The sequence below is a fragment of the Mesorhizobium sp. M0563 genome, assembly GCF_040321065.1.
Lineage (GTDB): Bacteria > Pseudomonadota > Alphaproteobacteria > Rhizobiales > Rhizobiaceae > Mesorhizobium.
This window is the reverse complement of the sequence record NZ_JAMYQV010000010.1, coordinates 152627-165995: the sequence shown is the minus strand read 5'-3', so window position 1 is coordinate 165995 and position 13369 is coordinate 152627. Positions and strand designations below refer to the sequence as shown.

Annotated in this window: 11 protein-coding genes; 7 read left to right on the top strand and 4 right to left on the bottom strand. The window is 62.7% G+C overall.

All coding sequences use genetic code 11. The features are described 5' to 3' along the window. Window positions 1–79: 79 nt before the first annotated feature. The 5 genes from glmM (at window position 80) to serA (ending at window position 6634) form a co-directional block, all read left to right on the top strand. Window positions 80–1432 carry a phosphoglucosamine mutase gene (glmM, locus tag NKI50_RS15520; RefSeq protein ID WP_352494163.1) on the top strand — a complete coding sequence of 451 codons (1353 nt, stop codon included), beginning with the start codon at window positions 80–82 and terminating at the stop codon, window positions 1430–1432. A 226-nt stretch (window positions 1433–1658) separates the two neighbouring features. Beyond that, complete coding sequence (locus tag NKI50_RS15515) at window positions 1659–2501, top strand: outer membrane protein (protein WP_352640148.1); 843 nt, start codon at window positions 1659–1661, stop codon at window positions 2499–2501. A gap of 232 nt (window positions 2502–2733) precedes the next feature. After that, the gene (locus NKI50_RS15510; RefSeq protein WP_352494165.1) at window positions 2734–3483 is read left to right on the top strand and encodes an outer membrane beta-barrel protein; all 750 of its coding nucleotides are present in this window, start codon (window positions 2734–2736) and stop codon (window positions 3481–3483) included. Between the two features lie 189 nt (window positions 3484–3672). After that, window positions 3673–4848, top strand: coding sequence for a phosphoserine transaminase (locus NKI50_RS15505; RefSeq protein ID WP_352480910.1), 1176 nt, complete (start codon window positions 3673–3675; stop codon window positions 4846–4848). Window positions 4849–5035: 187 nt separating this feature from the next. Further along, on the top strand, window positions 5036–6634 hold the full coding sequence (gene serA, locus NKI50_RS15500) for a phosphoglycerate dehydrogenase (protein ID WP_352480909.1): 1599 nt from the start codon (window positions 5036–5038) through the stop codon (window positions 6632–6634). A gap of 84 nt (window positions 6635–6718) precedes the next feature. Here the strand turns inward: serA and NKI50_RS15495 are convergent, their stop codons facing one another. Then, window positions 6719–7621, bottom strand: coding sequence for a DMT family transporter (locus tag NKI50_RS15495; protein ID WP_352480908.1), 903 nt, complete (start codon window positions 7619–7621; stop codon window positions 6719–6721). 216 nt (window positions 7622–7837) lie between these two features. Between NKI50_RS15495 and NKI50_RS15490 the strand changes: the two genes are divergently transcribed. Continuing rightward, window positions 7838–9136 (top strand): adenylosuccinate synthase, encoded by a 1299-nt coding sequence (locus tag NKI50_RS15490; protein ID WP_023680654.1) that lies wholly within the window; start codon window positions 7838–7840, stop codon window positions 9134–9136. A gap of 74 nt (window positions 9137–9210) precedes the next feature. Next, window positions 9211–10917, top strand: a complete 1707-nt coding sequence (locus NKI50_RS15485; RefSeq protein WP_352494167.1) for a hypothetical protein — start codon at window positions 9211–9213, stop codon at window positions 10915–10917. A 31-nt stretch (window positions 10918–10948) separates the two neighbouring features. Here NKI50_RS15485 and NKI50_RS15480 read toward each other — a convergent pair whose 3' ends face one another. The 3 genes from NKI50_RS15480 to NKI50_RS15470 are packed head-to-tail and all read right to left on the bottom strand — an operon-like array spanning window position 10949 to window position 13368. Further along, on the bottom strand, window positions 10949–11248 hold the full coding sequence (locus NKI50_RS15480) for a CcdB family protein (protein WP_352480906.1): 300 nt from the start codon (window positions 11246–11248) through the stop codon (window positions 10949–10951). Next, complete coding sequence (locus tag NKI50_RS15475) at window positions 11248–11490, bottom strand: type II toxin-antitoxin system CcdA family antitoxin (RefSeq protein WP_352480905.1); 243 nt, start codon at window positions 11488–11490, stop codon at window positions 11248–11250. Before NKI50_RS15475 ends, NKI50_RS15480 begins: the two co-directional genes overlap by 1 nt. A gap of 57 nt (window positions 11491–11547) precedes the next feature. After that, window positions 11548–13368, bottom strand: coding sequence for an ABC-F family ATP-binding cassette domain-containing protein (locus NKI50_RS15470; RefSeq protein ID WP_352717040.1), 1821 nt, complete (start codon window positions 13366–13368; stop codon window positions 11548–11550). Window position 13369 lies beyond the last annotated feature (1 nt).

Here is a 13369-nt window from a genome sequence, read left to right as displayed (position 1 = left end):
ATCATACAATGTGATGACAGAGCTCGGCCGATTTTATGGCATGAGATGCTCGGAAAGAACCATCGGGAAGCTGGCTAGCATGGCAGGACATTATTTCGGTACGGACGGTATTCGTGGGCGCGCCAACAAGTTTCCAATGACGGCGGAGGTCGCCATGAGGGTCGGCATGGCCGCCGGCCTCTCGTTCCAGCGCGGCAGCCACCGCCACCGCGTCGTGCTCGGCAAGGATACCAGGCTTTCCGGCTACATGATCGAGAACGCGATGGTGTCGGGCCTGTGCGCCGCCGGCATGGATGTCTTCCTGCTCGGCCCGATCCCGACGCCAGCGGTTGCAATGCTGGTGCGCTCGCTGCGCGCTGATATAGGGGTGATGATCTCTGCCTCGCACAACCCCTATTACGACAATGGCATCAAGCTGTTCGGCCCCGATGGCTACAAGCTGTCCGATGAGATCGAGGAGCGTATCGAGGGGATGCTCGACAAGGATATCGAACTGGCGCTTGCCGATTCTGATGGGCTCGGCCGCGCCAAACGCGTCGACGGCGTGCATGACCGCTATATTGAATTCGCCAAGCGCACGCTGCCGCGCTCGATGTCGCTGTCGGGCCTGCGCATCGTCGTCGATTGCGCCAATGGCGCCGCCTACAAGGTGGCGCCCGACGCGCTATGGGAACTCGGCGCCGAGGTCGTTGCCATCAATGTCGAGCCCAACGGCTTCAACATCAACAAGGAATGCGGCTCGACCCATCCGGCCGGCCTGCAAAAGAAGGTGCACGAGGTGCGCGCCGATATCGGCATAGCGCTCGACGGCGATGCCGACCGCGTCGTCATTGTCGACGAGAACGGCGCGATCGTCGATGGCGACCAGATCATGGCGCTGATCGCCGAATCCTGGCACCAGAGCGGGCGGCTGGCCGGCGGCGGGGTCGTCTCGACGGTGATGTCCAATCTCGGCCTCGAACGCTTCCTCGGCGACATGAACCTGCAGTTGCATCGCACCAAGGTCGGCGACCGCTATGTCGTCGAGCACATGCGTGCCCATGGGCTCAATGTCGGCGGCGAACAGTCGGGCCACATCGTGCTGTCCGATTTCTCGACCACCGGCGACGGCCTCGTCTCGGCGCTCCAGGTGCTCGCCTGCATCAAGCGGCAGAACCGGCCGGTCAGCGAATTGTCGAAGAAGTTCGAGCCGGTGCCGCAGCTGTTGAAGAACGTGCATATTTCCGGCGGCAAGCCGCTGGAGGAGGCGCCGGTCAAGGCAGCGATCGAAGATGCGCGCCATCGCCTCGGCAAGGCCGGGCGCTTGGTCATCCGGCCATCCGGCACGGAGCCGCTCATCCGTGTCATGGCGGAGGGCGACGACCCGCAGCTTGTCGAGTCCGTGGTCAACGACATCGTCGAGGTCATTTCGGAAACGCGCAGCGCCGCCTGATCTCCCTCCAATATCAGTTCAAAAAGCCCGCCTTGCCGGCGGGCTTTTTGTTGGATCGCCTGTCAGTCCTGCAACAGCAACGGCCGCCAGAATCCTCGGATTTTAGAGATTCGTGGTTAATCGATACGGTTAAACGCCTTTTAACCTTTCCGATTCATTATCCACAACTGAGGTCAATCATATTTCGGGCGCGTTCGCCGTTCGAGGGTTCTCAGGGGTGATAAGCATGTTCAACACAGCAAGAATGGCTCTCCTGGCCGCGCTGTTTGCCGGCGTCGGGCCGGCATTCGCCGCCGATTTCGTCGAGCCGCCGGTGGTCGAGGAGGCGCCGCCACCGATCGCCTACGAGCCGCCGGCCGAGTATGGCGGCTGGTATATCCGCGGCGATATCGACTATCACTGGTCGAAGTTTCGCGGTGGCGACTATATCACCTACGGTGTAGCGCCCCAGAATCCCGGCAAGTTCGATACAGGCAAGCTGGATGGCGCCTTCTCGGCCGGCGCCGGTGTTGGTTACCAGATCGACGAGCATTTCCGTACCGATCTCACCTTGGACTGGATGAGCAAATCCAAATTCCGCGGCTCGACCAACGGCTTCTGCGGCGTATTACAAACCCCTTGCACATCCGTCGACACCTCGTCCTATTCGGCGCTGCTGCTCTTGGCCAACGCCTATGTCGATATCGGCACCTGGCATGGCGTCACACCTTATGTCGGAGCGGGCATCGGCGGCGCCTGGGTCAAGTGGGATGAACTGCACAACGTCGATGACGACGGCGAGTTCGAGCATCATGGCGGTAAGGGCTGGCGTTTTGCATATGCTGCGATGGCGGGCGCATCCTACTGCCTGACCGACCGCGTAAAGCTCGATGTCGGCTACCGCTTCAGCCACATCAACGGCGGCAAGATGTTCGAATATGCTTCGGATAGCAATGTCGGCCCAGGTTATGACCGAGGCATCAACGTGCACGAAGTGCGCGGCGGCCTGCGCTACCAGTTCGGCAGGTCGGACTGTGCTCCGCCCCCGGAGCCCTATGTTCCGGAACCCGAGCCCGTCTACACCAAGTAGTCGCTTCGAAATCGAAGAATTCGTCGACCGCCCGGCTTCTGCCGGGCGGTTTCGTTTGGCTGCCTAAAGATGCTGCGTTGCTCTGTAATACCGTCCAGCTCGAGGAGCGAAAACGGATCAAATCAATTGCTAACGCCTGTTATCCTTAACCCGCACTTAACCACTATGGTTAACAATGCTCTCTGAAACGGCGCGCGCGATCGCGAATGCGCCAAGTCGGGAGCCGGGGACCATGACATTCAAATCGCCTGTAGTGCTGGCGCTTGCAGCAGTCGTCCTGATGCCGCTCACGCCGGCGCTTGGCGCCGATTACGATCCGCCGGTCTATGTCGACCAGGCGCCCGACTATGTACCGGTCGAGGTTGGCTCGGGATGGTATCTGCGCGGCGATGTCTCCTATCTGGTGCAGAAGAGCTTCAAGGATGAGGATTTCGCCTTCACGCCCGCGAGCTTCGACGAAAAGGAAGATCCCATCTTCGCCAGCATAGGCTTCGGCTACCATTTCAACGACTATCTGCGGGCCGATCTCAATGTCGGCTATCTTCCCGGCAACAAGATCGACGTCGGCTATAACGACGGAACGACGGTGGCATCGGCGACCCTGAAGAACTATGCCTTCTCAGGCATACTCAATGGCTATGTCGACCTTGGCACCTATGTCGGAATCACACCTTATCTCGGCGCTGGTATCGGTGTCGTCCAGAGCAAGCGTCGCCTCTCGGCGAGCTACTTCACGGACAACGCCAACCCCGCCGACGATTTCGTCCTGCGTGACAACAAGACCCAATACTCCTTCGCCTACACGCTGAATGCCGGCCTTGCCTACCAAGTGTCCAAGAACGTCTCAGTCGATCTGGGCTATCAGTATTTTTCCGCGCCAGACGCCGAATATGTGACTGCGGAGAGCCTGACTTCTTTTCCGATCCGCAAAGGAATCAACAATCATCAAGTCAAAGTCGGACTACGCTACGACCTCTGGTAGGCTCGATCGAAGCCGAGGCGTTAACAATGGCGGGTCGTAGGCCCGCCGTTCGCATTTTTGCCCCGGGCGCTGGCAATATCCTGACAGCGACAAAAACTTTCCCCTTGACGCCGAAAGCCTGAACGCATATCGCCGTTCGTGGGCCACCCCTCCCCAACGAGGGGCCACTATCTGGAAGGATAGACCACGATGACGACGCATACGAAGCCCGGATTCCGTCCGGCAAATCCCAATTTTTCCTCAGGTCCCTGTGCAAAACGCCCCGGCTGGTCGGTCGAGGCGCTCAAAAATGCCGCGCTCGGGCGCTCGCACCGTGCCAAGATCGGCAAGACCAAGCTCGAACAAGCGATCGATCTGACGCGGGAAATCCTCCAGGTTCCGGCAGACTATCGCATCGGCATCGTGCCGGCCTCGGACACCGGCGCGGTCGAAATGGCGCTGTGGTCGCTGCTCGGCGAACGCGGCGTCGACATGGTCGCCTGGGAGAGCTTCGGCTCCGGCTGGGTCACCGATGTGGTCAAGCAGCTGAGGCTTGCCGATGTGCGCAGGTTAGAGGCCGACTACGGGGCACTGCCCGACCTGACCAAAATAGACTTCGACCGCGACGTGGTCTTCACCTGGAACGGCACGACGTCGGGCGTGCGCGTGCCGAACGGCGATTTCATCCCGGCCACCCGCAAGGGCCTGACCATTTGCGACGCCACTTCGGCGGCCTTTGCGCAAAAGCTCGATTTTCAGAAACTCGACGTCGTCACCTTCTCCTGGCAGAAGGTGCTGGGCGGTGAGGGCGCGCATGGCATGCTGATCCTCAGCCCGCGCGCCGTCGAACGCCTGGAAAGCTACAAGCCGGCCTGGCCACTGCCGAAGATCTTCCGCCTCACTTCCGGCGGTAAGCTGATCGAGGGCATCTTCAAGGGCGAGACTATCAACACGCCGTCGATGCTGTGCGTCGAGGACTATCTCGATGCGCTGCATTGGGCGAAGTCGATCGGCGGCCTCGATGCGCTGATCGCCCGTGCCGACGCCAATGCCGCCGTGCTCGATGGCTTTGTCCGGAAATCTTCCTGGCTCGGCCATCTTGCAGCCGACCCGGCGACGCGCTCGAACACATCGGTATGCCTTTCCTTCACCGATCCGGATGTCGCGGCACTCGACGCCGACGGACAGGCCGCGTTCGCCAAGGCAATTGTCTCGGTGCTCGACAAGGAAGGCGTCGCCTATGACATCGGCGCCTATCGCGACGCACCGCCCGGCCTGCGCATCTGGTGCGGCGCGACGGTCGAGGCCTCCGACCTCGAGGCGCTGCTGCCTTGGCTGGACTGGGCCTTTGCCGCGCAAAAGGCGTCGCTCAAAGCGGCGGCCTGATCCCTCCCCCTCGAGGGGAGGGTGGCCCGAAGGGCCGGGTGGGGTCGCCTCCACCCGCTCAACGACACGAGCTCAACGATCCACCATCCAGAAAGATTCGGCCGCATCCGGCCGCACCGACCCCACCCCGGCGCTTCGCGCCGACCCTCCCCTCAAGGAGGGACGCCAATCGCAAAGGACCAAGCCAATGCCTCGCGTTCTCGTCTCGGATAAACTTTCCACCACCGCCGTGCAGATCTTCAGGGATCGCGGCATCGACGTCGACTATTTGCCGGATCTCGGCAAGGATAAGGAAAAACTGCTCGAGGTGATCGACCAGTATGATGGGCTGGCCATCCGCTCGGCGACAAAGGTCACGGAGAAGCTGATCAACGCCGCGACCAGGCTGAAGGTCGTGGGCCGCGCCGGCATCGGCGTCGACAATGTCGACATCCCGGCGGCGAGCCGCAAGGGCATCATCGTGATGAACACGCCCTTCGGCAATTCGATCACCACTGCCGAGCATGCGATCGCCATGATCTTCGCGCTGGCCCGCCAGATACCGGAGGCCAACGCCTCGACCCATGCCGGCAAATGGGAAAAGAACCGCTTCATGGGTGTCGAGATCACCGGCAAGACGCTGGGCATCATCGGCTGCGGCAATATTGGCTCGATCGTCGCTACGCGCGGCGTCGGCCTGAAGATGCATGTCATCGCCTTCGATCCGTTCCTGTCGGACAGCCGCGCCGAGGAGCTCGGCGTCGAAAAGGTCGAGCTCGACGAGCTGTTCGCCCGCGCCGACTTCATCACGCTGCACACACCGCTCACCGACAAGACGCGCAACATCATCGATGCCGCGGCGATCGCCAAAATGAAGACCGGTGTGCGCATCATCAATTGCGCGCGTGGCGGGCTGGTCGTCGAGGCCGACCTGATCGCGGCACTGAAAAGCGGCAAGGTGGCAGGCGCCGGCATCGACGTGTTCGAGGTCGAACCGGCGGAGTATAATGAACTGTTCGGCATGGAGAATGTCGTGGCGACGCCGCATCTCGGCGCGTCGACCACCGAAGCGCAGGAGAATGTCGCCCTTCATGTCGCCGAGCAGATGTCCGACTATCTGATCAAGGGCGCCGTTTCCAACGCCATCAACATGCCGTCGATCACCGCCGAAGAGGCGCCGCGGCTGAAACCTTTCGTCAAGCTTGCCGAAGTGCTCGGCGCCTTTGTCGGCCAGGTCACCGAGGATCCAATCAAGGAGGTCGAGATACTGTTCGACGGCTCGACCGCGACGATGAACACGCGCGCGCTGATCAGCGCCACCCTTGCCGGGCTGATCCGGCCGCAGGTCTCCGACGTCAACATGGTGTCGGCGCCGATCATGGTGAAGGAGCGCGGCATCATCGTCGCCGAGGTCAAGCGCGACAAATCCGGCGTGTTCGACGGCTATATCAAGCTCACGGTCAAGACCGAGCATAGGACACGCTCGATCGCCGGCACCTGCTTCTCGGATGGCAAACCGCGCTTCATCCAGATCAAGGGCATCAATCTCGACGCCGAGGTCGGCCAGCACATGCTCTACACGACGAATGCCGATGCGCCTGGGATCATCGGCCTGCTCGGCACGGTCTGCGGCGAGAACGGCGTCAACATCGCCAATTTCCAGCTCGGCCGCAACCGGCCGGGCGGCGATGCCATCGCATTGCTCTATCTCGATGCGCCGTTCCCGGAAAAGGTGTTGGCGCAGGTGCGCTCGCACAAGTCGATCGACTCCGCCAAGCGGCTGCACTTCGACGTCGGCGTGGCCTGAAATTCGGTCACCCCGTGTGCAGCAGCACGCGGGGCGCTTCCACGGTCGTTGATGGACCGCAGTCAAACGTCGCGGCAAGCGACTTCATTCAGCGGCGGATATCGCCGTCTTCCGTCCGCTGTATTCGGCGAGGCTGATGCCGCTGAGCACCAGCGCGAGTGCCAGCGCCTGATAGAGCTGGAATGTCTCGCCGACGATCAGCACCGACAGCAGCGTACCGAAGATCGGCACCAGATTGATGAACAGGCCGGCCCTGTTGGCGCCGATCAGCTCGTTGCCCCTGATATAGAAGATCTGCGAAATGACCGAGGCACCGATGGCGGTATAGAACGCGACCGCCCAGCCGCGGGCATCGGGGACGATGACCTTGCCGGCGGCAATCTCCCACAGGAAGAAAGGCAGCGATGTGATGAGTGCGGCAACCGACAGCGCCAGCATCAGGCTCTGCCAGCGGATGGCCGGCTTCAGCCGCAACCCGACCGAATAGAAGGAGTAGCAAAGCACGGCGATCAGCATGATGGCGTCGCCGAAGTTGAGATCCAGCCTGAGAAGCTGGCGTGGATCGCCATGGCTCGCCGTCACCGCGACGCCGGCGATGGTCAGCACGACGCCGATGATCTGCACGCCGTTGACGCGCAGGCGAAAGAACACGAAATTGGCGATGATGATGACGATCGGGATCGCCGCCTGCTCGATCGAGACGTTGATTGCCGTGGTGTAGTTAAGCGCCGTGTAGAAGATCGTGTTGAAGAAGGCGAAGCCGCAAGCGCCGAGCCCGCCAAGCAGCAACCAGTGCCTGCGCACCACCGACCAGTCTTGGCGCAGCGTTGCCCAGCCGATCGGCAGCAAGATCAGAACCGCCAGCAGCCAACGCAGGAAGACAAGTGTCATCGGCGAGATATGACCGACCGCCAGCTTCCCCGCCACGGAGTTGCCGCCCCACAGCAAGGTGGTGAACAGCAGGAACAGATAGGCGGCTCGATGCATCGTGAAGTCCCGGCCAGGCGGAGAGAAATGCGCGGTCGATGCGGGCCTATTGCGGCAGCTCGCGCAAGTAAATGATGTCAAAGGCGAAAATTGTTGTGCCTCGGAGCGTTTTGGGCGGCAAAGAATGGTCGCGCTCGCCCGGTCTTGACGCTATAGAGGCCTGTCGTTTCGAACCGTTTCAAGCTGCCTGGCGCGGCATCTCAAGGGAAAAGAAGCATGGCCAATGTGGTGGTCGTCGGCTCGCAATGGGGCGATGAGGGCAAAGGCAAGATCGTCGACTGGTTGTCCGAGCGCGCCGACGTTGTCGTGCGCTTCCAGGGCGGCCACAATGCCGGCCATACGCTGGTCGTCGATGGCAAGGTCTACAAGCTGTCGCTGCTGCCGTCCGGCGTGGTGCGGCAAGGCAAGCTGTCGATCATCGGCAATGGCGTCGTCTTCGATCCGCACGCTTTCGTCGCGGAGGTGGCGAAATTGAAGGCGCAGGGCGTCGAGGTGACGCCGGACCGCCTGAAAATAGCCGAAAACACCGCGCTTATCCTGTCGCTGCACCGGGAGCTGGACGGATTTCGCGAAGACGCCGCTTCCAATTCCGGAACGAAGATTGGCACGACCCGTCGCGGCATCGGTCCGGCCTACGAAGACAAGGTGGGCCGACGCGCGGTCAGGGTGATGGATTTGGCGGATTTGGAAACGCTGCCCTTGAAGGTCGACAGGCTGCTGACGCACCACAATGCGCTGCGCCGTGGGCTCGGCCATGCCGAGGTCACGCATGAGGCGATCATGAGCGAGCTGATCTCGGTCGCCGACGAGATTCTGCCCTATATGGACCGGGTCTGGAAAATCCTCGATGACAAGCGCCGCGCCGGCGAGCGCATCCTGTTCGAAGGCGCGCAAGGCACGCTGCTCGACATCGACCATGGCACCTATCCGTTCGTTACCTCCTCCAATACGGTTGCCGGCCAGGCCGCCGCTGGATCCGGCGTCGGCCCGGGCGCCATCGGCTATGTGCTCGGCATCACCAAGGCCTACACGACGCGCGTTGGCGAAGGCCCGTTTCCAACCGAACAGAAGAACGAGATCGGCGAGTTCCTGGGCACGCGCGGCCATGAATTCGGCGTCGTCACCGGCCGCAAGCGCCGCTGCGGCTGGTTCGATGCCGTGCTGGTCCGCCAGGCTGTCGCCGTCAACGGCATCAAGGGCATTGCGCTGACCAAGCTCGATGTGCTCGATGGGCTGGACGAGATCAAGGTCTGCACCGGCTACCGCCTCGACGGCGAGGCGATCGATTACCTGCCGGCCAGCCAGGGCGCGCAGGCGCGCGTCGAACCGGTCTACGAGACGCTGGAGGGGTGGAAAGGCACCACCGCCGGCGCGCGCAGCTGGAACGACCTGCCGGCCCAGGCGGTGAAGTACGTCCGCTACATCGAAGAGCTGATCGGCGCGCCGGTCGCACTCCTTTCCACCAGCCCTGAACGGGACGACACGATACTTGTGACCGATCCGTTTCAAGACTAGTTTCTCAGCCTTTCCGGGCATTGCGGCTGATTTGCGGGGGCCGGCCCAGAAACAAAATGCAGGTCGACTGAAGCATGGTAGATTTTGTTTCTGTTCTGAAAAAGACGCTCGACAATCTCGGCGAGCCGTCGGCGGAGGTGCGCGCCAGGGTCTACGACAAGGCCCGTTCGACGATTGCAAAGAAGATTGCCGAACGCGATCCACCGCTTGCGCCGTCGGACGTCGCCAGGCAGAAGCGTGCACTCGAAGATGCCATCGCAAGCATTGAGCGAGAGTATGGCAAACCGGCGCCGGCATCCGATCCGCTGGCGGAGCTGGAGGACATCTTCTCCTCCATCGACCGCAACAAGAACCAGCCCAGCCATGTCCGCCAGCCGGCCAAAACCGAGCCGGCCAAGACCGAGCCGGCAAAGACCGGGCCGGCACAGACTGGGCCGGCATGGCAGCCCACGCCCGCCAAGCCGGCGTCGAACTGGCAAAAGCCGCAGCCCGTCGCTCTTTCTCAGGAGCGCGCTGGTCCGCCGCCGTCCGACATGGATCTTCCGACAGCCGATGACCAAGACGGGGTTTTTCGGGGCGATGACTTTTCCAACGACGGCGACCCCGCGGAGGACAGGTTCCAGCGGCTCCATCCTGCCGAGCGCAGGCGCAGCTATGGCGGTGTGATTGCCGCTGCCGTCGCCTTGCTGGTCATTGCCGGTGGCGGTTACGGCATGTGGCTGAACAAGGATGCGTTCGGCAGCATGCTCGGCCTCGACGGGACCAAAACCGTCGCCACCGAACCGCTGGTAAAGCCAGCCCCGGCCAAGCCGGTGGCCGATGCGGCCGTCCCGGCCGCCGCGCCTCCGACGGAGGCCGGCGAAGGCGCTAAGTTCACGCAGCGCCTGACGCCCGAAGGCCACGAGGTCGATCCCGGCCCCGCGGCCGGGCAGGCGGGCATCGGCGAAGGCGAATCCGTCGCCGCGCTGACCACGCCGCCGTCGGCCGCACAAACGCCGACCAGCCCGGTACCCGCCGCGCCGGCACCGGCCGCGCCCGCAGACGCGCAAGCCACGGCCAATGCTCCAGCAGTCGACGGGTCCGCTGCACCAACTCCCGCAACGCCGCCCGCCAACGGGGCGGCAGCGCCGGCCGATGCTGCAGCTGTCCCGCCAGCGCCTGCAGCGGCCGCCACACCGCCCGTGGCGGCAGCGGCACCGACGGTAGTTCCGCCGGAAGCCGCGCTGGCCGTCGGCCAGAAAGCGATCTTCTACGAGGAGCGCACCAGCACCGCTCAAGGCTCGGCCGAGCCCGGCAATATCGTCTGGTCACTGGTGCAGGAATCGCCCGGCGGCGACCTGCCGCCCGAGCCGGCGATCCGCGCCGAGGCGACCATTCCAGGCAAGGATATCCAGTTGCGCATGACGATCCGTCGCAACACCGACCAGACACTGCCGGCCAGCCATATCATCGAGATGATCTTCCTGACGCCTGACGGCTTCGAGGGCGGCGGCGTCGACAACATCCTGCGTGTCGCCATGAAGGGCTCCGAGCAGGATGCCGGCAGCCCGCTGATCGGCATCCCGGCCAAGATCGCCGACGGTTTCTTCCTGGTTGCGCTCAACGATACCAAGGCAGATGAAGACGCCAATCTGACCTTGCTCAGGGGCCAGGACTGGATCGACGTGCCGGTCGTCTACAAGACCGGGCGGCGGGCGCTGCTCACGATGGAAAAGGGCATTCCGGGCGAGAAGGTGTTCGACGAGGCGCTGAAGGCCTGGCAAACCAAGACGGCGGGTTGAGGCCGGCTCACCAGCCCAACCCCTCTTTGGCTCAGAAGCCTTGGAACAACATGTCGATTGCGCTCACGATGTCGTCGTGATGGCGAGAAAGATTTCCTTCGGCAATGGGCAATTCAGATGTCATCAAGGCTGACATGAATTGAGTGACCATGACATGGTCCTTACCGTTGATGGTGAAGATAGGATTTAGCCGGCGGCCCGGCACTGGAGCCTTATTGGCTGGCATCAGCGGGACGACTACCTTGGTGTCGAGCCGTCCCAGAAGGTCGGACTGGAGATCGAGAAGATAACCGTCGCCTTCGGCAGTCTGGTAGAAATCATAACGCGCCATCAAAACAGCCGGTGCTTGGCCAGAGGCAAGCCGTTGCGCCTGACATAGTCATTGGAACTCTCGATCGCTTCCTTGTTTTCCTCCTGCCATCGCCGGGTTTTTTCGGCCGAAATCGCCTTGGCGATACCCTCTTCTGCAGCGCGGGATATATTGATGCCCAACGCCTTGGCGTCCTCGATCAATCCGGAGTCGATCGATGTATTAACCGACTTTCTTTGGGTTTTTGGATTCGATCGAGGCATGGAGCCGCTCCCATTTATGCGCATAATGTAGGCGCATATGAGCGTGCATTCAACCTCTCACCCCTCCATCTCTTCGCGCAGCATCTCGAGTTCCAGCCATTCCTCTTCGAGCGCTTCCAGCGTGGCGCGCTCCTTGTCGAGCGCGGCAATCGTCTTCTGGAACGACGCCGGGTCGCGCTCATAATAGGCCGGATCGGCGATGTTGTTCTCCAGCCGCGAGATCGAGGCCGACACCGCCTCGATCTTCTTGGGTAAGGTTTCCAGCGCGAATTTCTGCTTGAACGACAGTTTCTTGGCCAGGCCCCTGCTAGCGGCCGCTTCGCTCCTGCTTGCCGCCGTCGCCTCGCCGGTCTCTGCCTTCGGCCGCGCCTTGCGGTCGTCCAGCCTGGTGCCGCCGCGCTGCGCCAGCATATCGGAATAGCCGCCGGCATATTCGATCCAGCGGCCGTCGCCATCCGGCGCGATGATGCTGGTCATCGTGCGGTCGAGGAAATCGCGATCGTGGCTGACCAGGATCACCGTGCCGGCAAAGCCGGCGACCAGTTCCTGCAGCAGCTCCAGCGTCTCCATGTCGAGATCGTTGGTCGGCTCGTCGAGCACAAGCAGGTTTGCCGGCCGCGCCAAAACGCGGGCGAGGATCAGCCGTGCCCGCTCGCCGCCCGAAAGCTCGCGCACCGGCGTGCGCGCCTGTTCCGGCTTGAACAGGAAGTCCTTCATGTAGGACACGACGTGGCGCTGCTCGCCATTGATGACAAGGTTCTCGCCGCGTCCGTCGGTGAGATACTGCGCCAGTGTCTCCTGCGGATCGACGGCCTCGCGCTTCTGGTCGAGCGTGGCGATCTCCAGGTTGGTGCCGAGCCGCACCGTGCCTGCGTCCGGCTTCAATTCGCCGGTCAGCATCTTCAATAGCGTCGTCTTGCCGGCGCCGTTCGGCCCGACCAGACCGACGCGATCGCCGCGCTGGATGCGTGTCGAGAATCCCTTGACCAGGGTCAGATCGCCAAAGCTCTTCTCGATGTTCTTGGCCTCAATCACCAGCTTGCCGGATTCGGCGGCGTCGCTGGCTGTCATCGTCGCCGCACCCTCGGCGCCACGATGACCGCGAAAGCGCTGGCGCATGGTCTGCAACTCACCGAGCCGGCGCATGTTGCGCTTGCGCCTTGCCGTCACGCCATAGCGCAGCCAGTGCTCCTCGCGCACGATCTGGCGGCCGAGCTTGTGCTGCTCGCGCTCTTCCTCCTCCAACACCGTGTCGCGCCATTCCTCGAAATAGGCAAAGCCCTTATCGAGACGGCGGGTCTGGCCGCGGTCGAGCCAAATTGTGGCGCGTGACACGCGTTCGAGAAAACGGCGGTCATGCGAGATGACGACCAGGGCCGAGGAGGTGCGGGCAAGCTCCTCCTCCAGCCATTCGATAACCGAAAGGTCAAGATGATTGGTCGGTTCATCGAGGAGAAGAATGTCGGGCTCGGGCGCCATGACGCGGGCGAGTGCCGCGCGCCGCGCCTCGCCCCCGGAGAGGTCGTTCGGCCGTTCCTCGCCGGTCAGGCCGAGATGCTCCATCAGATAGGTGGCGCGGTAGGGATCATCGGCGGGCCCGAGCCCCACCTCGACATAGGCGCGAACGGTCGCAAAACCGTCCATGTCGGGCATTTGCGGCAAATAGCGCACCGTCGCCGAAGGCTGGCGGAAGACTTCGCCGTCCTGCGGTTCGATCAGCCCGGCAGCGATCTTGAGGAGCGTCGACTTGCCAGAGCCGTTGCGCCCGACCAGGGCGATCTTGTCGCCAGCTGACGCCGTCAGGGCGGCACCGTCGAGCAGCGGCGCGCCGCCAAAGGTCAGCTTTATCCCGTCGAGATTGAGAAGCGGCGGCGCCATG